Origin of the sequence: Coprococcus ammoniilyticus, assembly GCF_025567345.1 — a bacterium.
Classification (GTDB): domain Bacteria; phylum Bacillota; class Clostridia; order Lachnospirales; family Lachnospiraceae; genus Coprococcus; species Coprococcus ammoniilyticus.
Genome location: NZ_JAOQJS010000002.1, coordinates 18,119 through 40,160, shown reverse-complemented (window position 1 = coordinate 40,160; position 22,042 = coordinate 18,119). Strand labels below are relative to the sequence as shown.

21 protein-coding genes are annotated in these 22,042 nt (G+C 41.0%); 1 reads left to right on the top strand and 20 read right to left on the bottom strand.

Annotation, left to right across the window (positions count from 1 at the left end; genetic code table 11):
- Window positions 1–51: 51 nt before the first annotated feature.
- The 10 genes from rsmB to glgA form a co-directional block, all read right to left on the bottom strand.
- Window positions 52–1,401, bottom strand: a complete 1,350-nt coding sequence (rsmB, locus tag OCV60_RS02670; protein WP_262529243.1) for a 16S rRNA (cytosine(967)-C(5))-methyltransferase RsmB — start codon at window positions 1,399–1,401, stop codon at window positions 52–54.
- The gene (fmt, locus tag OCV60_RS02665; protein WP_117784979.1) at window positions 1,394–2,347 is read right to left on the bottom strand and encodes a methionyl-tRNA formyltransferase; all 954 of its coding nucleotides are present in this window, start codon (window positions 2,345–2,347) and stop codon (window positions 1,394–1,396) included. Before fmt ends, rsmB begins: the two co-directional genes overlap by 8 nt.
- Before the next feature lie 40 nt (window positions 2,348–2,387).
- Window positions 2,388–2,849, bottom strand: coding sequence for a peptide deformylase (gene def / locus OCV60_RS02660; RefSeq protein ID WP_117784980.1), 462 nt, complete (start codon window positions 2,847–2,849; stop codon window positions 2,388–2,390).
- A 14-nt stretch (window positions 2,850–2,863) separates the two neighbouring features.
- Entirely contained in the window at window positions 2,864–5,116 is a 2,253-nt protein-coding gene (gene priA, locus OCV60_RS02655) for a replication restart helicase PriA (protein WP_262529242.1), read from the bottom strand.
- Window positions 5,073–6,572: a UDP-N-acetylmuramoyl-L-alanyl-D-glutamate--2,6-diaminopimelate ligase gene (locus OCV60_RS02650; protein WP_173788598.1), complete on the bottom strand. Its 1,500-nt coding sequence runs from the start codon at window positions 6,570–6,572 to the stop codon at window positions 5,073–5,075. The genes priA and OCV60_RS02650 overlap by 44 nt, the downstream gene beginning before the upstream one ends.
- A 62-nt stretch (window positions 6,573–6,634) precedes the next feature.
- A complete protein-coding gene (gene rpoZ / locus OCV60_RS02645; protein WP_021943235.1) occupies window positions 6,635–6,877 on the bottom strand; it encodes a DNA-directed RNA polymerase subunit omega in 243 nt (80 codons plus the stop codon).
- 29 nt (window positions 6,878–6,906) lie between these two features.
- On the bottom strand, window positions 6,907–7,527 hold the full coding sequence (gene gmk, locus OCV60_RS02640) for a guanylate kinase (RefSeq protein ID WP_021943234.1): 621 nt from the start codon (window positions 7,525–7,527) through the stop codon (window positions 6,907–6,909).
- A gap of 5 nt (window positions 7,528–7,532) precedes the next feature.
- Window positions 7,533–8,411 (bottom strand): YicC/YloC family endoribonuclease, encoded by an 879-nt coding sequence (locus OCV60_RS02635; protein WP_021943233.1) that lies wholly within the window; start codon window positions 8,409–8,411, stop codon window positions 7,533–7,535.
- Window positions 8,412–8,480: 69 nt separating this feature from the next.
- Complete coding sequence (locus OCV60_RS02630; RefSeq protein ID WP_117784982.1) at window positions 8,481–10,229, bottom strand: Rqc2 family fibronectin-binding protein; 1,749 nt, start codon at window positions 10,227–10,229, stop codon at window positions 8,481–8,483.
- Window positions 10,230–10,377: 148 nt separating this feature from the next.
- Window positions 10,378–11,814, bottom strand: a complete 1,437-nt coding sequence (gene glgA / locus OCV60_RS02625; RefSeq protein WP_021943231.1) for a glycogen synthase GlgA — start codon at window positions 11,812–11,814, stop codon at window positions 10,378–10,380.
- A 230-nt stretch (window positions 11,815–12,044) separates the two neighbouring features.
- Here glgA and OCV60_RS02620 point away from each other — a divergent pair, with 230 nt between their 5' ends.
- Window positions 12,045–12,359 (top strand): DUF1292 domain-containing protein, encoded by a 315-nt coding sequence (locus tag OCV60_RS02620; protein ID WP_021943230.1) that lies wholly within the window; start codon window positions 12,045–12,047, stop codon window positions 12,357–12,359.
- On the opposite strand, the gene OCV60_RS02615 is transcribed toward OCV60_RS02620, so the two are convergent.
- The 10 genes from OCV60_RS02615 to OCV60_RS02570 form a co-directional block, all read right to left on the bottom strand.
- On the bottom strand, window positions 12,356–14,374 hold the full coding sequence (locus OCV60_RS02615) for an ATP-dependent helicase (RefSeq protein WP_021943229.1): 2,019 nt from the start codon (window positions 14,372–14,374) through the stop codon (window positions 12,356–12,358). The two genes, OCV60_RS02620 and OCV60_RS02615, sit on opposite strands and share 4 nt — an antisense overlap.
- A 105-nt stretch (window positions 14,375–14,479) precedes the next feature.
- The gene (locus tag OCV60_RS02610; RefSeq protein WP_021943228.1) at window positions 14,480–14,983 is read right to left on the bottom strand and encodes an SEC-C metal-binding domain-containing protein; all 504 of its coding nucleotides are present in this window, start codon (window positions 14,981–14,983) and stop codon (window positions 14,480–14,482) included.
- A 54-nt stretch (window positions 14,984–15,037) separates the two neighbouring features.
- The gene (locus tag OCV60_RS02605; RefSeq protein WP_262529239.1) at window positions 15,038–15,286 is read right to left on the bottom strand and encodes a hypothetical protein; all 249 of its coding nucleotides are present in this window, start codon (window positions 15,284–15,286) and stop codon (window positions 15,038–15,040) included.
- Window positions 15,286–16,602, bottom strand: coding sequence for a replication-associated recombination protein A (locus tag OCV60_RS02600; RefSeq protein ID WP_262529238.1), 1,317 nt, complete (start codon window positions 16,600–16,602; stop codon window positions 15,286–15,288). The genes OCV60_RS02605 and OCV60_RS02600 overlap by 1 nt, the downstream gene beginning before the upstream one ends.
- 11 nt (window positions 16,603–16,613) lie before the next feature.
- Entirely contained in the window at window positions 16,614–17,006 is a 393-nt protein-coding gene (locus OCV60_RS02595; protein ID WP_021943225.1) for a response regulator, read from the bottom strand.
- 18 nt (window positions 17,007–17,024) lie between these two features.
- Window positions 17,025–17,612 (bottom strand): TetR/AcrR family transcriptional regulator, encoded by a 588-nt coding sequence (locus OCV60_RS02590; protein ID WP_021943224.1) that lies wholly within the window; start codon window positions 17,610–17,612, stop codon window positions 17,025–17,027.
- A 184-nt stretch (window positions 17,613–17,796) separates the two neighbouring features.
- Complete coding sequence (locus OCV60_RS02585) at window positions 17,797–18,708, bottom strand: DUF5688 family protein (protein WP_262529237.1); 912 nt, start codon at window positions 18,706–18,708, stop codon at window positions 17,797–17,799.
- Between the two features lie 306 nt (window positions 18,709–19,014).
- Window positions 19,015–20,073: a histidinol-phosphate transaminase gene (gene hisC / locus OCV60_RS02580; RefSeq protein ID WP_262529235.1), complete on the bottom strand. Its 1,059-nt coding sequence runs from the start codon at window positions 20,071–20,073 to the stop codon at window positions 19,015–19,017.
- A gap of 107 nt (window positions 20,074–20,180) precedes the next feature.
- Complete coding sequence (locus tag OCV60_RS02575; RefSeq protein ID WP_262529234.1) at window positions 20,181–20,501, bottom strand: hypothetical protein; 321 nt, start codon at window positions 20,499–20,501, stop codon at window positions 20,181–20,183.
- 163 nt (window positions 20,502–20,664) lie between these two features.
- A complete protein-coding gene (locus OCV60_RS02570; RefSeq protein ID WP_021943221.1) occupies window positions 20,665–22,014 on the bottom strand; it encodes an MATE family efflux transporter in 1,350 nt (449 codons plus the stop codon).
- Window positions 22,015–22,042: the final 28 nt, after the last annotated feature.

The window sequence follows — 22,042 nt, the reverse complement described above, 5'->3', positions numbered from 1 at the left end:
ATAGAATAACCGGAAAAGTGCTCTGCTCTCCGGCATCAATTTTCTTATCTGCTATTTCCGTCTGCGCAATCTTGAAATAAAAAATCCATCGCAGTGATCCACTCCCTGCAGCAAAGTGATATACCCTTTTTCTGCACGTTTTTTTAAACATTCCGGCATATAGTCAGAAAGACTTTCCAGTTCGTACTCTTCATGTGCCTTTAAAAATGCTGTCACGTTTTCTTCATTCTCGATCCGGTCGATCGTACAGGTTGAATAGATCAGTGTCCCTCCCGGTTTTACATAGACGGCACAGACATCCAGAATCGTCTTTTGTATTGCTGCAAGTTCCCTTACCATATCCTCTGTTACATGATATTTAATATCATTTTTTCTCGCCATAACACCAAGTCCGGAACAGGGAAGATCTGCAAGAACAACATCTGCTTTCTCAATCATATCCGGATCCGGAACCGCTGCATCCCATACCTTTGTTGATACGTTATGAAGCTCTAACCGTTCCAAATTCTCATCGATCTTATCAACCTTTTCTTCTGAGATATCACGCGCATATACATGTCCCCGTTCTCCGGTCTGTTCTGCCGCATACATGGTCTTTCCGCCGGGAGCTGCACAGACATCAAGGATCACATCACCCGATCTGATCCCTGCTGCAAGCACCTGCAGGCTGGAGCTCTCATCCTGAACCGTAAACAGGCCTTCATGGAACCCCGGAACCGTACGGATATAATCATATCCTGAAATAATCAGGGACGTCTGATTATAATATCCTTTTTCTACTTTTATGCCTTTTTCGATCAGAATATTCCGAAATTTCTCCGTTGTCGTCTGCATCGTATTTACACGGATCGTTGTGCCACGCTCCTGCTCGCCTGCCTGTAGAATCTGCTCTAACTGGTCTGTACTGTATTCCTTTAACAGAAATCCCACCAGCTCCTCCGGAACTGAATATTTCACAGACAGATATGATTCTACACCATCCTCCATGGAAGGATAAGTAATTGCCGCTTTGTTCCTGCATACACTCCGGAGCACGCCATTTACATACCCTTTTAATGTCCGGAACCCTCTTTTTCCTGTCAGGTTCACATATTCATTACAGGCAGCTTCATCCGGTACTGCATCCATATAAAAAATCTCATATGCTGCCATCCGTAAAATACAGCGGATGACCGGCTTACTTTTTTTAATTTTTGTTTTTGAAAATTGATTAAGAATATAATCCAATCTGATCTTCTGCTCTGTTACACCCTCCGTCAACCGGCTGATGTAAGCACGTTCTTTTTTATTCATAAACTGATTTGCCCGGAGTGCTCCACCTAGAGCATCCCCTGCAAATCGATCATTACGGTCAATATCAAGCAGAATATCCAGAACGATCTCTCTTGAAGTTTTACTCATATATCATCTGACCTGTCTTAAGTTTATTTCCTGCAAGAAATGCTGCACAATCCATCGGCTTCTTGCCTTCCGGCTGAAGCTTTCTTATCATTAATGCTCCATTTCCACATGCAACCGTAAAGTTTTTCTTCGTCACACGAACGATCATTCCCGGAACGATCTGTGTTCCATCCTCCAATGCCTCCTCCGGTTGTTCACAAACGGAAGCCTCATAGATCCGTACAGTCTTCTGATTCATCTTCGTATAAGCAACCGGCCATGGCTGTAACCCACGGATCAGTCGTTCCAGAGAAGCTGCATCTTTTGTAAAATCAAGCTCTCCCATTTCTTTCTTCAGCATGGATGCGTAACAGCTTAACGAATCATCCTGTGGTGTCCGTATAGCTGTATGGTTTTCAAGCTTTGAAAGTGTAGACAGGATCAGCTCTGCACCTGCGTCTGCAAGTTTATCGTGAAGCGTAACTCCGGTATCGGTATCTGCGATCGGAACAACCGTCTTTTCGATCATATCTCCGGTATCTAATCCCTTTGCCATATACATCGTAGTAACACCGGATTCTGTCTCACCATTAATGATCGTCCACTCAATCGGAGCTGCTCCTCTGTATTTTGGAAGCAGTGACGCATGGATATTGATGCATCCGTACTGTGGAATATTTAAGATAGATTCCGGAAGGATCTGTCCATAGGCTGCTACAACGATAGCATCCGGCTGATAGTCCCGGATAATCTGAACATTTTCTTCCTCCCTGAGTTTTACCGGCTGATAAACTGGTATATCAAGGGAAAGTGCCTTTTCCTTAACAGGTGTTGGCTGAAGTGTTTTTCCTCTTCCCTTCGGTTTATCCGGCTGCGTAAAACATGCAAGAACCTTGTGTCCTGCATCTACGATTGCCTGCAAAGGCTTTACTGCAAATTCAGGGGTTCCCATATATATAATATTCATACGATTATCTCTGCCTCCTTATAGTCATCTGGTAATTCTTTTATTCTGTCTCGTATAAGCCATCTTCTACTTTATCTTTATATAAGATACCCTCCAGATGGTCTGCCTCATGGCAGATTGCCCGTGCCAGAAGTCCTTCCCCCGTTACTGTGATCTCATTCATATCTCGATCCAGGGCTTTGCACACAACACGCATCGGTCTTGTCACCTGACCAACCTTACCCGGAAGGCTCAGACAGCCCTCATCTCCGGTCTGTTCGCCGGAAGTCTCTATGATTTCCGGATTAATGAGCGTCAACGGATTCTTATCTCCGATATCAATTACAACGATTCTTTTTACGATTCCTACCTGTGGCGCTGCAAGCCCGACACCATTTGCCTCATACATAGTATCAAACATATCATCGATCAACTGAGATAACCGTGGAGTCATCTCCGTAACAGGCTTACATATCTTTCTTAAAATACTGTCACCATCGATTCTTATCTTTCTTGTTGCCATCTCTCGTTCTCTCCTTAATACATATTTAAAGGATTAAAGTCAAATTGAAGACTTAAATCCTGAACTTCTTTTTTCTCTGATATATATTGTTCTATCTGATCTTTTAAAACCACCAGCTCATTATACCGATAATTCTTAATATAGACAACCCTTCTGTAAATATCACGGATTTTTGCAATTACCGGAGCTGACGGTCCGATTATCTTCATGTTCCGGTCATCTACCGAACAGCTTCTGATATAATCACAGATATCCTCCGCCATCTGATCCAGAAAGGCTTCATCTGAACTTACCATCAATACCACCATCATATTCCATTCCGGTGGATATTTCATCAGTCCCCGATATGCCTCTTCTTCTTTATAAAAATAGGAATAATCCTGTCCGGCTGCTGCTTTTATCGCATAATGCTCCGGCTTATAGGTCTGGATCACAACCTTTCCCGGCTGTTCCCCTCTTCCGGCTCTTCCTGCCGCCTGGGTGATCAGATCAAAAGTCCGTTCTCCTGCACGGTAATCATTCTGAAACAGTGTAAGGTCTGCAAGAATGATCCCAACCAGTGTTACATTTGCAAAATCATGTCCTTTTACGATCATCTGTGTTCCGACCAGAATATCAGCTTCTCCGTTTCCAAACTTTTCCAGGATCTGTTCATGCGCATTCTTCGCAGTTGTCGTATCCTTATCCATACGAAGGATCCTCGCCTGCGGAAACAATCTCTGTACCTCTTCCTCCACCTTCTGAGTTCCGGTTCCATATCCGCCGATCAACCCTGAATGACAGGAAGGACATACTTTTGGCTGAGGCATCTGGAATCCACAATAATGACAGATCATCTGATTATTTCCATGCCTGGTCAGGCTGACATCACAATGTGGACATTTCAGTGCCTCCCCACAACTTCTGCATGACACGAAACTGTTATATCCTCTTTTATTGATAAACAACATTACCTGCTGCCTGCGGGCAAGCCGATCCGCGATATCATCTGCAAGTTCCCGACTTATGATCGATCGGTTTCCTGCTTTTAATTCCTTTCTCAGGTCAACGATTGATGTCTTTGCGAGTTGTCCGCTTCCTGCACGTTCATGCAGTTCAAGCAAACGATATGTCCCGTTAAGTGCCCTGTGATAACTCTCAACGGACGGAGTTGCCGAACCAAGCAGTACACTTGCATGTTCAAGCTCCGCCCTTTTTACTGCTGTCTCTCTTGCATGATACTTCGGCGGATAATCACTCTTATAACTTGATTCGTGTTCCTCATCTATAATAATGATCCCCAGATTCTGAAATGGTGCAAATAATGCCGAACGTGGACCGATCACAACATCTACATCCCCGTTCTTTGCCCGCATGAACTGGTCATATTTTTCTCCATCACTCAATCTGGAATTCAGGATTGTCACCCGGTCTCCAAAGTAATTCCGGAAATACCGTACGGTCTGATATGTCAATGCAATTTCCGGGATCAGAACGATCGCCTGTTTTCCCATCTCCACTGTTTTCTTTACAATATTCACATAGACTTCTGTCTTACCGCTGCCGGTAATTCCATGCAACAGATAAGTCTGTTGATGTCCCTGTTCCATATCATGGGTTATCTCATCTACTACAATCTGCTGTTCTTTGTTTAAAGTGATCTGAAATCCCTCTTTATAGTCATAAATCCCCGCCGTCCGATATCGTTCTTTGCTGATGACTGCGATGACTTTTTCCTGCTGCATCGCTTTCAGTGTAACCGAAGAGATATTCAGTCTCTGTCTGACAATATCCATTGACAGATACCGTTCCGGCACTTCTTCCAGCGCCTGTAGCAGCCGCAACTTCGCCTGTGCATGTTTTTTCTGATATTGTTCTCTGACCCGTGCTAACTGTTCTGCATCCATCTGATCCGTCAGCACAACCATCTGATCCGTCAACTGCCGGATCGTCTTCTTTACCGGCATTACCATGCGGATTGCATTGATCATTGTAGATCCATAGTTCTCCCGGATCCATGCAGCGAGCGCAAGCAGTCGTCCTTCCACCGGAACCGACCGATCACAAAGTTCTGCAATCTTCTTGATCCGTTCCGGCTGATATTCCGTCTGATCCGAAAAACCGATCACATATCCTGTACGAAGGTGGTTGCCTCTGCCAAATGGGATTTTAACCATGCTTCCTATCTGGATTTTTTCCTGTAATTCATCCGGTATCCGGTATTGAAACGGCCGGTCAATGGCTTCATGCGAAATATCGATTATTATATCCGCATATCTTGGTAACATCTTCTTCCTCCAGTATCTCCCGGATCAGGTCTCTCTCATCCATGTGATATTTCACACCCTTGATCTCCTGATAATCCTCATGTCCTTTACCTGCAAGTACGATCACATCGCCCGGTTCCGCATGCATGATCGCATACCGAATTGCTTCCTTCCGGTCAATGATCTCTACATATTTTCCTGTTGTCTTATCGATTCCTGTTTTTATATCATTGATGATTGCCTGTGGATCTTCTGATCTTGGATTATCCGATGTTATGATCGTGAGATCTGCCATATTTCCGGAAACCTCGCCCATCTCAAATCTTCTCTCTTTGGAACGGTCTCCTCCACATCCAAACAGGCTGACCAGTCTGCCAGGATTATATTCACGCAATGTTTCCAAAATGCTTTCAAGACTGACTGCATTATGTGCATAGTCGATCATGATCGTGAATTTGTCTGAGATTGGGATCAGTTCTACTCTTCCCTTTACCTTGATCGTTTTCAGGATTGCCTGTATCTTGTCAAATGGAACGCCCATCAGATCTGCAACTGCAATCGCTGCCAGTGAATTATAAATACTGAAATTACCCGGAAGATTAACCAGAACATCACCATTTAATTTTCCAGACAAATGATAACCAATACCCAGATGTCCGTCTTTGTTATACAGATTATGATCGTTTGCCTTGTAATCATAATCGCCATGAATTCCATAGGTCACGATCTTGCAGGCTGCATGCTCTGTCATCATATCTACATATGCATCATCTGCATTGAAGATACCCGTTTTGCACATCGTGAATAATTTGCTTTTCCACATTGCATATTCTTCAAATGTCTTATGTTCATTTGGTCCGATATGATCTCTGGAAAGGTTTGAGAAAATACCGTAATCAAAATCAACCCCTGCCACACGGTCAAGCATCAATCCCTGTGAAGACACTTCCATAACAACACTGTCTAAGCCATTGTCGAGCATGTCCTTTAACTTCTTATGCACGATCATGGATTCCGGTGTCGTATTGTTCGCCGGTATGACTTCTTTTCCATCCATGATCTCGATCGTTCCGATCAGTCCAGTCTTGTGTCCTGCACTCATCAGCATCTCACGGATCATATATGTTGTTGTTGTCTTGCCCTTTGTTCCTGTAATGCCGATCACTGTCAGCTTGGACGAAGGATTTCCATAAAAATTGCTGCTGATGATTCCCATCGCATACCGGGTACTTTCAACCTTTACGATCAACACGCCCGGAACTGGATTTACATCCTTCTGGACGATCAGACAGACAGCTCCTTTTTCTGTTACATCTTTTATATATTCATGCCCATCAAACTTGGCTCCCACTATACAGAAAAACAATCCCTGTGCTCCAACTTTTCTGGAATCATTATAAATCTCTTTTATCTCAATATCTTCATCTCCGCAGATAACCGAATACTGCAGTCCCTTTAATAATTCGCTTGCTTTCATATGCTGCTCTCCTTTTTAGAAAAGAAAAAGGTTGCGCAAAAATGCAACAACCTCTTTTTTTATTAGTTATCTTCTTCGTCGTCACCGACAATCTTTACTTTGCCGCTGTAAAGCTCATCAACTGCTATGGATAAAGGCTTATTGCTTGCTGTATTTACAAGTGGCTCCTGTCCTGCTATTATCTCTCTTGCGCGCTTAGCAGTTGCAAGCACGATAGAATATCTGCTCTGAACTACCGGATGTTCTCCAGGTTCAACCTCTGAATTTACAACTGCCATTAAGTCTGTGTATGATGGATGTAACATAAAATTATATCCCCTTTCTATATTTTTTCTTACCAGATGCCTTTCAGGTCATCTCTTATTTCTTTTATATAAGCCTGATTATTTGATGTTCTGCATGCATAGCCTACGATCACTGAATTCACTGTCTGTATACATTCTTCCAGATCATCATTGATCACTATGTAGTCATATTTATCCATGTCTGCAGACTCTTCTGTTGCTTTCTTTAAACGCTTCAGAATTACATCCTCTGCTTCCGTTCCTCTGCCCCGCAGTCTGTCGCGCAGGCTGTCAATGCTCGGCGCACTGATAAAGATCAGCAATGCATCAGGGTACTGTTCTTTGATCTTCATAGCACCCATGACTTCTATCTCAAGGATAATATTTTTACCCTGATTCAGACTTTCTTCCACAAATTTTCTTGGTGTACCATAGTAATTCTCAACATATTGTGTCCACTCGATAAATCCGCCATAATCAATCAGATTCTCAAATTCGCTCTTATCCATGAAAAAGTATTCTCTTCCATGTTCTTCTCCGGTCCGTGGACTTCTGGTTGTTGCTGATATCGATAATTCATATCCATAATCAGACACCAGTCTCTTTACAACGGTACCTTTTCCGACTCCGGAAAAACCTGAAATTACAATTAATGAACCTCTGTTTCCCATCTTTTTTACTCCAAATTCTGTATCTGTTCTCTGACTTTTTCAATGTCCGTCTTTAATTCGATCGCACGGTTTGATACATCCAGTGAGTTTGCCTTGGAAAGGATCGTATTCGCCTCTCTGTTCATCTCCTGCGCAATAAAATCAAGTTTTCTTCCAACACTTCCACCTGCCTCCAGAATCTTTCTGGTGCTGTCAATGTGGCTCTTCAGACGAACCGTTTCCTCATCTACACAGATTTTATCCGCATATATAACAACCTCGGTTGCAATCCGGTTCTCATCGATTGCTGAGCTATCAATCAGTTCTGAAATCTTGTCGATCAATTTCTGACGATAAGCTGTTATAAGCTCCGGCGATACTTCTTCAATATAATCGACTGCAGCCGTCATATTGTCAAGCTTCTCCAGCAGATTAACCTTCAGGTTCTCACCTTCCACCATTCTTGACTTCACAAACTTATCAGCCGCCTCGTCAAGTGCACCTTGTATCAGGCTCCATAACTCATCTTCATCTACTGTCTGCTCTTCCAGAATAAAAACCTCCGGAAGTCTGCATATAATCGATGGACTGATATCATTTGTAAGATTAAAATCTGCTGCCATCTGATTCATATAGCCAACATATTCCTCTGCCAACTCTTTATTATATTTTACTGAGACATTTGTCTCGGTCAGATCTTCATAAGTGATAAAGACATCTACCTTACCACGTTCTATATACTTCTTTAAATATGCTCTTATAGTTGTTTCAAAAAAACTCAGTTTCTTTGGTGTTTTTACATTGATCTCGCAAAACCTGTGATTAACAGCCTTAATCTCCACAACTATCTTACGGGCTCCGGAAACGACTTCGCTTCGTCCAAAACCTGTCATGCTCTTAATCATAAAAATCACATTCTCCTTAAAACAATGGATACTATATTATACTTCAACCGCCATAAAAAATCAAATATTTTATCTCGTTACTTCTTCTATTCCACGGATCACCGGTTCTGCTATCATTGAATAATTCGTATGATAGATGACAAATCCCGGTTTGGCTCCTGCCGGCTTCTTCAGATTCATCCGTTTTGTATAGTCGATCTCCACCTTTGGATTCTCTCTTCCAGACGAATAATATGCTGCAAGCCTTGCCGCCTCTTCATAGGTCTGATCCGGAAGTTCTTCTGCTCCCTCCATCCGTACGATCACATGCGAGCCCGGCATCTTCTTTGCATGGAACCACATGTCCCCGCCATTTGCAAACTTAAATGTCAGTTCATCATTCTGCAGATTATTCTTGCCGACATATATATGAAAACCATCAGATGATATATAGTGATATGGCTTGCTCTTGCTGGTATGCTTATCCCCTTTTTTGCCATATCTTCCCTTGATATATCCGCTGATCATCAGCTCTTCTTTTACCTGAGCTAACGCATTTTCATCCAGTGTCATATCGATAAATGTCTGAACCGATTGTAGATATTCCAATTCATGTCTGGTCTCAACAGTCAGCTTTTCTAACACCTCATATGTCCGCTTCTGCTTGTTGTACTTTGCAAAATACCGTTTGGCATTCTCAAGCACCGATATTGTCGGATCGAGTGGAATTTCGATTTCTTCATTTGTGTAATAATTCAATGCACGGAAGCTCTTTGTTCCCTGCTCCACTCCATATCCATAGGTATTGATCAGCTCACCATATACCTTATATTTCTCCCGACCTTCGGTATCCTTCATCTGCTTTAACTGCAGATCATATTTCTTGCTGGCTCTTTCAATCGCAGTTGAGATGATTTTCCGCAGATCTGCTGATTTCTGCCGGATTCTTGTTACCTTGCTCTTCTTAAAGTAATACTCATCTAAAACCTTTGAAATTTCATCCTTATCTTCTACCTGATAATCCTGATACATACTGAGTCTTACTGATGAAAATTCAACCGGAATATACCCATCATATACAATATTCGGCACATAGTTTTCTGTCTTTATATCGGAAACCATTTTCTCAAATTCCTGGTACAGCTTCTCTTTCTGAATATCCGTTAACGCTGCTGTTGACTGTCCGCCATCGATTCCCACACGATAACAAAGCTCATTTGCGATCAGGGGTGAAATACCTGTAACTGAGGTATAAATTGCCTTTGTAACAGTCACAGGCTTTGTATATACCGAAGATGCAAAATAATCCTGATCTGCATCATATGGAGAACGCTTATCACCGGACGGTGGATATACATAAGCTTTACCTGGAAGGACCTCTCTCACCGAGCTTACCAGATGGGATATATGCTTGATACTATCAATTATCATTCCATCCGCATCCGTGAAGATAATATTACTGTGCTTACCCATGATTTCTATAATAAGCTTCTTTTTGCACAGATCTCCCATCTCATCGAGGTGCTCGATCGTGAATTCCACGATACGTTCAAAGCCCGGCTGGCAGACATCTACGATCCTGCCATTTCCGATATGCTTACGAAGCAGCATACAGAAATTCGGAGCTGTCATCGGATTCTCCTTAGGCACCGGCAGCAGATAGATCAGAGGCAGACTTGCATCTGCAGATAACAGTAAGCGGTAATTCTCCCTGTTGTTTTTTATAATAATATTCAGTTCATCATTTTCCGGCTGGTAGATCTTATAGATCCTTCCATCCACTAATTTCTTTTTCAGATCACTTACAACATTTGATATTACAACTCCGTCAAAAGCCATATGAAACCACCTTTCCTGCGCAGATCCACCTATTTTTGTACGACCGCAGCCCCAGATCTATATGTTCTGCGGTAAAAAGGCAGAAAATGTATCGCAACATCTTCTGCCTGATTTTTCATTTATGAAAAATGAGTTTGACCGTTTGTTTTTATAATGAATTGTAAAGATCGTTATAGATCTTTGCTGAATTGTACCAGGAGTAATCCATTCTCATGCCACGCTCCTGAATACCATACCATGCGTCTTTGTTGTTATAATAAACTTCCTTTGCATAGTTGATCGCATCTAACAGCTCATATGCATTGTAATTTGCAAATGAGAAACCTGTACCTGTATTCTCAAACTGGTTATATGGTTCTACTGTATCTTTCAGACCACCAGTCTCTCTTACGATCGGAACTGTTCCATAACGAAGTGCCATTAACTGGGTCAGACCACATGGCTCAAATCTGGATGGGACAAGCATAACATCACAACCCGCATACATCTTATGGGATCTTTCATCCGAATAATAAATATTCGCAGAAACCTTTGCAGGATGAATGCCCTGATAATAACGGAACATATCTTCATATCTGCTGTCACCAGTTCCAAGAACGATGAACTGGACACCATCACAACAGATATCATTCATAATGCGATCAACCAGATCAAGTCCCTTCTGGTCTGTCAGTCTGGATATAATACCGATCACAAACTGCTTATCATCCTGTGGAAGTCCACATTCCTTCTGAAGTTCAACCTTGTTGATCTTCTTCAGTTCACGGAAATTGTCGACACTGTAATTCTTGTACACCTGTGAGTCTGTAGCAGGATTCCATACATCATAATCAATTCCGTTTACAATTCCCCAGAGTGACTGCCATCTTGCACTCAGAAGCCCATCCAAGCCTTCACCGTAATATGGTGTCTGAATCTCTCTGGCATATGTGTTACTTACTGTTGTGATCTTGTCTGCATATACAAGACCACCCTTTAACATACTTGCATCTTTTCTGACTTCCAGCTTATCCGGTGTGAATACATAATCCGGGAGACCGGAATCTGCCTTGAGCGTATCGATATCCCACTTACCCTGGAACTGTAAATTGTGGATTGTCATAACAGACTTCATGCCACTGAAAAACGGATTTCCGGCAAATAACGTTTTCAAGTATACCGGAACCAGACCAGCCTGCCAGTCATGGCAGTGCAGGATATCCGGCTGGAATCCTACTGCCGGCAGAATACATAATGCTGCCTTTGAAAAGAAGCTGAACTTTTCAATATCCCACTTTACATCTCCGTATGGGGTAAATCCATTGAAGTAATATTCATTATCAATAAAATATACTTTTACTCCTTCGTATTCCAGATACATAACCCCGACATAATCATTCTTATATCCGATATCCATATAGAAATGGGTCAGATACTGCATTTTTTCTCTGTATTTATTTGGAATACAAAGATAGTTCGGCATGATAACCCGAACATCATATTCATTTCTGTCAAATATTTTTGGAAGTGTTCCTACAACATCCGCCAGACCACCCGTTTTGATAAATGGTACACACTCTGAAGCAATATAAGCAACTTTCTTCATCTTCTCTTATTTCCTCCCATGGAATAACTCCAAAATAATATTAATTTTATCATATTTATACATATAATTCAATGAATAAAGGTGCTGCATTTTATTACAATTATAAAATTTGGCTGTGGACTTTTGGTTACTTTTCCATTATGATGAAAATGATCGGTCAACACAGTTTTGAATGGTATCCGGCATACCCGGAAATGACCGTCAATTTTATTTTAATAAGGAGACCAAACATGGCAAAACAGAATGATGATGAATTAGATGATATCGAAATGATGTCACTTGAACTCGACGACGGAACAAACCTCGAATGTGAGATTGTTGCTACCTTTGATGTTGAGGATACCTCTTATATTGCTTTGCTTCCTGTCGAAGCACCGGAAGGTTATGATGATGACGAGGTTCTTGTATACCGTTATATTGAACTTCCAAACGATGAATTCACACTGGAACCAATTGATGATGAAGAAGAATTCGATATGGTTGCTGATGCTTTTGATGAAATTCTGGATGAGATGGAATTCAATTCCATGTCTGAAGATGACTAATCATCTTCAGACACAGTAACCAGATTATTTTTTATCGTATATTCGATACTTAATGTTTTTGTAATCTGATCTTTTTCAAAATACACACAGATTTTTTTATCATCCACAAATGTTATGACACCTTTGCCATATCGTTTGTGGATGATTTTATTTCCAACCTGAAGCATATCATAGTCGATCACCATTTCTGTTACAAACCGGGAAATCTGTCCCGTCTTTCCATACACCACCTTCGGTACATAGATATACAGACCATATCGTGCCCTGGTAACGGCAACATAGAACATTCTCCGTTCTTCCTCCAGTTCCGCATCTGTGACCGATTTCTTATGGGGCGTCATTCCTTCTACTGCATTCATGATAAATACCTGATCAAACTCCAGTCCTTTTGCCCCATGCATCGTCGCAAGTACAACTGCATCCTTTGCGTGTTCCGCTGTTTTTCCCTGTTCCTTCAGTTTTATCCTGTATTCATTTAACAGGTTAAACCACTCAATAAAGGAATCGGCACCTCTTGCCATCTCCTGAAATTCATCCGCAATATCCATATACTCCTGTGGATCGATTCCCCTATATAAAGCATATTCCTTCAGATATTCATCATACCCAACCGCTTTCCTGATATAATTAACGGCTGCATATGGTTTTAATTCTGCGATCCTCCTGAAATCCGTTTCCAGGGTTACCAGATTCTGCACTATCCTGTGATTGTCCTTATAGAATTCCTGCATCCGCTCCAGATCTACCGGATCAGTTTCCAGACACTCCCGGCTTATATACCGGTTCGGTCGATTTATGATCCGTAAAAATAATGCCCGTTCTCGGTTTCCAAGTGCTGCCTTAATATAATCAAGAATATTCACAACGACAAAATGGGAAAACAGATCCGGCATATTATCCTTCATCCGGAATGGAATATTATTCTGCATCAGCTTCATTGCAAGTCCGGATGGTTCCGAATTGGTACGATAAAGAATAGCAATATCCAAATATGGGATACCCTGCTGATTCATCTCCCGGATTTTCTGTATGATACCATCTGTTTCCTGCCGCATTCCCTCGACTTCAATCACATGCACACGCTCACACTGACCTTTCTCAAATGCAGACCGGATCTCCTTCTGATACCGCTTCTTATTGTTCTTAATGATACGTCCTGCCGATTCCACGATTGCACTGCTGCATCTGTAATTTATACTTAAGCAGACCATCCGGGTATACGGGAAATCATCCGGGAAGCCAAGCATGATCCTCGTATCTGCGCCACGGAATCCATAAACAGACTGGTCGTCGTCTCCCACCGCAAATATATTATGTTCTTTTCCTAACAGCAGCTTCACAGTCTGATACTGGATCCTGTTAATATCCTGAAACTCATCAATCAGAATATACCGGAACCTCTGCTGCCACATTCTCCGGATATCCGGTCTATCCCGAAGCAATTCATATGTAAATACGAGCATATCATCAAAATCAATCTTATTATTCGCCCGAAGTACCTCTTCATACTCCCTGTAAGCAATCCGGAAATCTTCCGGCTTCATGTTCATCGAATGATATTGTCCGATCGGTGTCAGTTCACTTTTTACCAGACCGATCTCTGCAATTACATTTTTTGCAAAATCATCCTGTCCATTGTATTCCATATTATGTTTTTCAATAATACTGCGAATGATCTGATATTTCTCCGATTCCAGTATGATATTGCTTCCATTATATCCATAGGCTTGACGTAAGATCATAAAGAATACCGAATGAAAGGTTCCAAAAGTAACACCACTCGAATATCCCATTATTTTCTCAAACCGGCTTTTCATCTCACCTGCTGCTGCCTTGGTAAAAGTGATCACCAGGATCTGACTTCCATTTACCCGACCATGCTCCAACATATATTTCACCCGGTGCGTGATCACCGTCGTTTTTCCACTTCCCGGTCCCGCCAGAACTAGCATTGGCCCTTTTTCATGCCGGATCGCTTCTAATTGTTCTTTACTGAATTGCTGTTTTTCTTCCAATCGTTCTTCCCTTCAACAGAAAAGAGAACAGGACGGATACAACCATCTGTCTGTTCTCTTTCTCTTTCCTGTTATAAAATTCTGCTGTAGTTCTTCTTTATCAGATTATCTACCGCAGCATTTCTTATACTTCTTACCACTACCACAAGGGCATGGATCATTTCTTCCAACCTTTGGAGGCTTTACAAGTGTTCTGGATGTCTTCTCTTTCTTATAGAGTTCATCTCTCTTTTCCTGTGTAAGGATCTTGTCCCATGCAGGTAATGTATATAACCATTCTGCATTGCATCCAACCATATTCATATACAGCTTCTCATAATCAATACCAAGTGTTACTTCCGAATCCTCTGTAACCTCGTCGAGATTATTCGATGTGATCAGACTGTCATCAATTCCATCCAGGAAACCGATCATGGTCTGGATACTTACTTCAAACTTCTCTGCAAGTGCCTTTACTGTTCCTTTTACAGGATCTGCCTTTGGATTTGCAAGAATTATTTCATAAATACCTTTTTCTGCCTGAAAATAATCAAACCAGAACTGCTTTCCTTCTGGTGTTCTGTCATCAAAACCATACGCATAATCGCGCCACTGTGATAATAAACTCATGTTACATACCTCGTTTCAATTTTTAAAACTTTATAGAGTATATCAGATAATCCCTTATTTTTCAACATTATTCTTTTCTGTTTCATCTGACGACACAGCCTGATCTGCCAGTTCTTTTCCTTTTGCTGTAAGCAGCTTTGTGATCAGACTGATTCCATAAAATAATACCGGAACCAGAATGCACAGAAATAATGCCGCTGAAAAATATTCACTGCCTGTTATTCCCAAGATAAATACCCAGACAACCAGTCCAAGAATCACAAGGACCATAAGAAAGGCTGCTATCCGCTTCATTTTCTCCATTAAAGTTCTTCCTTTATCTTCTTAAAATATTGTTTTATGTTCTGCTCATATCCATTATCCGTCGGTTCATAAAACTGTCTGTCTGCGATCTCATCAGGCAGATACTGCTGTTTTACATAATGATTTGGATAATCGTGTGCATATTTATAACCTGTATGTCCAAGCTTCTTTGCTCCGCCATAATGTGCATCCCGCAGATAGACCGGAACCTGTCCTGTCTGCTCATGTTCCACAACATTTTTTGCAGAAAAGATCGCATTCACGATCGCATTACTCTTTGGAGCGCACGCCACGTAGATCGCCGCATGTGCAAGTATGATCTGAGCCTCCGGCATACCGACCCGCTCTACCGCCTGCGCACATGCTGTTGCAACACAGATTGCATTTGGATCCGCATTTCCAACATCCTCACAGGCACATATCATGATCCGTCTTGCTATAAATGTAATGCTTTCTCCACCGCACAGCATCTTTGCCAGATAAAATACGGCAGCATCCGGATCGGAACCACGCATACTCTTGATAAATGCAGAAATGATATCATAATGATTGTCTCCGTCCTTATCATATCGGAATGCTCTTCTCTGAATACATTCCTCTGCCACCGACAGCGTAATATGAATCTGCCCATCTGCTTCCGGTTCGGAAGAAAGAACTCCAAGCTCTACTGCATTTAGTGCACTTCTGGCATCTCCTTCTGACATATCACTTAAGAATTCCACGGCATCATCATCTATACATGCATTAAAGGCTCCCATGCCCCTCTGGTCATAAACAGCCTTTAATATGATCTCTTTTATATTTTCTTTTGACAACGGTTTTAATTCAAAAATATTAGATCTTGAAATTAAAGCCCCATTCACTTCAAAGTAAGGATTCTCTGTCGTTGCTCCGATCAGGATGATCGTTCCATCCTCCACAAATGGAAGCAGATAATCCTGCTGTGATTTATTAAAGCGATGGATCTCATCAATAAAAAGTATGGTTCGTTTTCCATACATTGCCTTCATATTCTTCGCTTCTTCTATGATCTGCTCCATATCCTTCTTACCGGAGGTTGTTGCATTGATCTGCTTGAAATCCGCCTTTGTCGTATGTGCGATCACCATGGCAAGCGTCGTTTTTCCGGTTCCCGGCGGTCCGTAAAAAATCAGTGAGCTAAGCTTATCCGCCTTTATCGCACGATAGAGTAATTTCTCTTTTCCGATAATATGCTCCTGCCCGATCACCTCATCCAAGCTCTCAGGTCGCATTCGTTTTGCCAGAGGAGAATCATCATCCTTCTGGTTTTCTCTCATATAATCAAATAAATCCATTCTTATTCATCCTAAATAACATCAAGCTTCTTAAGGATCTCGTTGAATTTCATAATATCAATCGGTTTGCAGATGTAATCATCATAATCATCACTGGCCTGATTGCTGTCAAAGCTGGTTTCATCCAGTGCACTTGTCATAATAACCTTTGACCGTAACATTCTGGATACGCCATGCTTTCTCTCTGCATTTCGAATCGATGCAAGTACCTTATATCCATCGATCTTCGGCATCATGATATCCAGACAGACAAGTTCAAAATTTTCGCCCTTTTCCAAATGATTTACAAATTCATCAACAGCTGCAATTCCATCTGGTGTAATTACAACTTCTCCAAATTTACTTAAATATTTTGATAAAAACTTTGCATTTGCAACATCGTCCTCAGCAATTAATATTCTCATGACAAACTTCCTCCTACTTTAAAATCTAAGCATCTTTTCAATCTGGTTCAGCATCTCTTTTACTTCAACACGAAATGTTTTCTTGGAATATTTGGTTCTTCGCTCTAAAAGACCCTCTGTAAATATACCATTAAACATCAATGTCAATTCCCGTGGGGTAAATACCTCCCGAATCTCTCTGTCTGCTATAGCGTCTTCAAACAGCTTACAGACAAATTCATTTCTCTTCAAAATACATTCAGAAATAACCTCTCGTGTCTCACTCAGATGCAATAATTCCTCATAATGCAGCATAATCGCACCCATACCAATATAATTATCATAATAGGTTGCATATGTATCTGCATAAAAACGTAACTTATCCATATTTGATCCGGCCTGATGATCCACGGTCATCTGGATATTCTTATCAAATGCCGCATACTGTACGACCACTTCCGTCAATACTTCATCAATACCCCCGAAGTATTTATAGATCAAAGTTTCGGATATATTTTCCTTACGAGCCAGATTCTTGGTTGTCAGAGCATTCAATCCCAGATCGCCGATTAGTTCAACTGCCGATGCAACGATCTTATCCCTTCTTGAAACGTAATTCTCAGCCACACCGTTCTCCTCTCAACACATAAACTTACACCCAATATATACTATATAATTCTATGTCATGCTCTTTCGTTTGTCAATCAAAAAAGCTTCAAATTAATATACGCAGAACACAGTTGTAAACTTCTCTTTTTTCTTCTGTTTTCAAGGTGCTTTTATGCCTGTGTTTCTGATGAAACACCTGTTTTTATACAGTTACAGTCGTCAGCATATGCTTTTTCCGGTCGTAATAATAAAGATTATAAGAAAGGATATCCTGTCGGTGAAGCACACTGTCATTTGCTTCTTTCACAATATCTGCCAGCATCTTTGGCTCCGACACTTTTCCAGCCTCCACAAACATACACTCATGAATACTGGACGGCATAATATAGATACTGTCCCCGGCAAGCTCCGTACACATATCAAGGATTCCCCTGTACAACATAGCTCCGGCTCCGTTTAATCCCATTTCATTTGATATTACATACAGTTCTCCGCACTCGCCCGAAAACTCATCTTCCACAAATGCAGGAAGACAGTTTCTCGCCTTTAGATATGCTGTGATCCGGTCGATCACTGGAGGAAAATATCTTGGAGTATTCCTTTCTGCCAGTTGGTAAAGTGTCTTCGTATCTGTATGCCATCGTTTCAGATCATCCTCTGATACCGTTGATGATGCCATCCCATTCTCACCTTTATGAAAGACACATCGAAATATGATCGCAAGATCATGAAACGGAATATACGGAACATGCTCCAGATATTCTTCATTCATACTTTGATTCACAACCGTATAGATCAGCCGGTTCTTCACCCAGTTAAAATCCATATAGTTCTGAATTTCATTGTCGGATGATACTTTGGTACATCGTTCCGTAAAGATATCCTTTATCCTCAAAACAACAGTATGTATCTCCTCCTTTTGAATATCCTCTCTATAAAAATCGTCAATATATATCGTTGGTGTTATCATGGAATTTCTGTCCCTTATATTGATTCCTGTAAGAATCAACCCGTTATTTTTTACAACTCTGGTAACCGCAACCTCCATATTGTCCGGTTCAAATAAAACTGCCAGCCCATCTCTGACTGTTTCTGTAAATTCATTAAATTTCATTTTATCTCTCCTTCGCAGCTTCTTTGTCTGAAACATTTCGAAAAAATGATAAAATCCGGATTCTATTGCTGAAATATTTCTTCCATCATGATAAAGAATTTCCTATGTGTCGTCAACATTTTGCGTGTGTTTATTTGTAACAGCTTGTGCGTTTCTGTAACAGTTTTTCTTCCGAACAAACAAAAACGGATGTGTATTTCGCATCTTTCTTATCAAAATCTGCAAAAAACACATCCGCTCTTATATTTTTTTATCGATGGATAACAATGCTTTTATCCGCCTGCTCACAGGCAAAACCAGCCATCCCTATTTATATTCTTTTACATATTTTGACAAAAAACTAACAAATACGTCCATCTCTGCATCCGTTCCGATCGAGATTCTCAGATAATTGTCAATCCTTGGCTTATCAAAATAACGCACATAGATATTATTCTCTTTTGCCGCAGCAAAGATCTCCTTTGCAGGAATACTCTCATGTGTTGCAAATACAAAGTTTGCAGTTGATGGCAGACAGGTAAATCCAAGCTCTGCGATCTCTTTCACAAATCTTTCTCTGGTTGCAATGATCTGTCCAACCTTCTCCCTGAAATATGCATCATCATGAATGGATTCTACACCGAGCACAAGAGACGGGCGGTTCATCGTATATGAATTATAGGAGTATTTCACATCATTTAAGGCTTTGATCAATTCAGGGTTGCTGATCGCATAACCGATTCGAAGTCCCGCCATGGAACGTGATTTTGAAAAGGTTCTGACTACCACAAGATTGTCGTATTTGTCGATCAGAGGAAGTGCTGTTTCTCCTCCAAAATCAATATATGCCTCATCTACGATCACGATCACGTCCGGATTGTTCTTTATGATCTCCTCTACATGATCCAACGATTCGTAGATACCTGTCGGTGCGTTTGGATTCGGGAATACGATTCCACCGTTTTCGCCCTTATAATCATCTATCTTCAGACGGAAGTTCTCATCAAGTGGCATCTGCTTATATGGAATCCGGAACAGTTCTGCCCATACATCATAAAAAGAATATGTGATATCCGGGAACAGAATCGGTTTATCCGAATTAAAGAAGGTCAGAAATAACATTGCAAGTACATCATCGGAACCTACACCTACAAATACCTGTGATGCATCCACACCATGATACTCCGCCAGTGCATCCACCAGTGCGCCTGCTGTCGGATCCGGATATAACCGTAACAGATCCTCATTATCCTGAACCGCTTTTACTCTTGGAGACGGTCCATACGGATTCTCATTTGTATTTAATTTGATCACATTTGTATTCTTTGGCTGCTCACCAGGTACATATGGTTCAACCTGACGAATATTATCTCTCCATGATGCCATGATTTATCCTCCATGTTATCTCTGCTAATCAGCAGGTTATCGTTTTCAGTTGTCTATTCTATCATTTTGCAGGATGAGATACAAGATAAGAATCATCTGACACTTATTTATAAAAGGACTCTCCAGTTATTCTCACATTTTCCCTGCACGATCAAATTTTCATCTCCGATCAACTGGTAATTATCATACCCCATTGTGACATCTGCAATTACATCAACTGCATTTTTTCCAATGCTTTTTTCATTATCCGAATAAAGAATATTATAGTCTTCATCTACCAGATAAGACTGCAACTCACTCATATCGTCAGATGCGGTAAGGACATCACTGAGTTCCCTGCTGTAAAATGCTGCGATCAGGATTGCATTTTTATTTAACCGTTTCAGATAATAAAGCCGGTCATAACATTTACTATAGTCAAAAAACACCCGGATTCTGTTTTTGTATTTTCTGAAAATGCCATTTTCCGCTCCATATTCAAACTGACATACTACAACCTTCGTTCTATGCCGGGGATAGGTACATTCTATATCTGTACTGCCCGGATAGAAACATTATACTCAATTTTTCAGATATGGCATATAAATCCTTTTATAACAGAATGTGTTTTTTCCAAATTCCGGCTTTGTAAAATAAAAATGATATTATAGCTCCAACGGCTGTCGCGATCGGTATAGATATCGCAATTCCTCTTACACCAAGTTCACAAAGGAACGCCAGAACATATGCTAACGGAATACGAACGATAAATGCAGATATCATATTTGTAACCAGCGTAATCCATCCATTTCCAGTTGCAGTTGAAACCGTATTAAATGACATGATAAATGGAAGTCCCACATATTCAAACGAAAAAGCAAAGATATACGGCATACCATAGACTAGGACATCTTCTTTTACGCCAAACAGATGAAATATCTGCTCCGGGAATATGTGCATCAACGTAAACACGACCAAAGACACACCAATACAGAGAACCAGACAACAGTGCATAGTCTTTGATGATCGTTTCACATCTTTCTTGCCCATATTCTGTGCGATCATGGCTGATGCAGCCGAGCTGATCGCTGCTTCCGGAAGAATTGCAAATCCATTAAAGTTATTTACTATTCCTGCTGCAGCCGATGCTGCTACACCACCCGCCCTGTTAATGAATGTAGTCAAGATCAAAAACGAAAAATTTGTACCAACCATTTGAATACTAAGCGGCAATCCGGTACGAAGCAGAGTGTGGAATCCCTCTTTTATAAAATGAAAAGAAGATGGTTTGAAATCAAACATAAAATCATGATGTTTTAAATATATTATACAAAATAACATCGAACAGCCCTGTGCAAATACAGTTGCAACAGCAGCACCACCGGCTCCTAAATGAAATCCGGCAACCAGCACCAGATCCAAAATAATGTTGATCACACATGCAATCATAACAAAGATCATCGGTGTCCGACTGTCACCAAGTCCACGCATAATTGCACTTAATGCATTATAACCATAAATAAATAATAGGCCCAAAGTGCAAATAAACAAATACTGTTCTGCCTGTGAAAATGCCTCTTCAGGTGTATCAAGTAATCGAAGTAACGGCTGTTTTAATATAAATAACAGTACCATAAATGCTGCTGCCATAACTGTCAATGTTATGAATAATGTACTGATCGCTCCATTGATCTTATCCTTACGTTTTGATCCTAGATAATTTCCAAGCATCACAGTTCCTCCGCCTGACAGTCCCGCAGCAAGATTTGTCAGGATCACAAGCACCTGTCCTCCGATATTAGCTGCCGATATGGAATTTGTTCCGCCAAAATGTCCTAATATGATCAGATCGATCAGGCTGTATAAGGACTGGATCAAATTACTGATAAAAAACGGCACAGCAAACCATACAAGCTGCTTCCAGATATTTCCTTTTGTAAGATCATGTTCAAATGTACTCATGTCTACATTCACCTCTTTTGTAATTAAA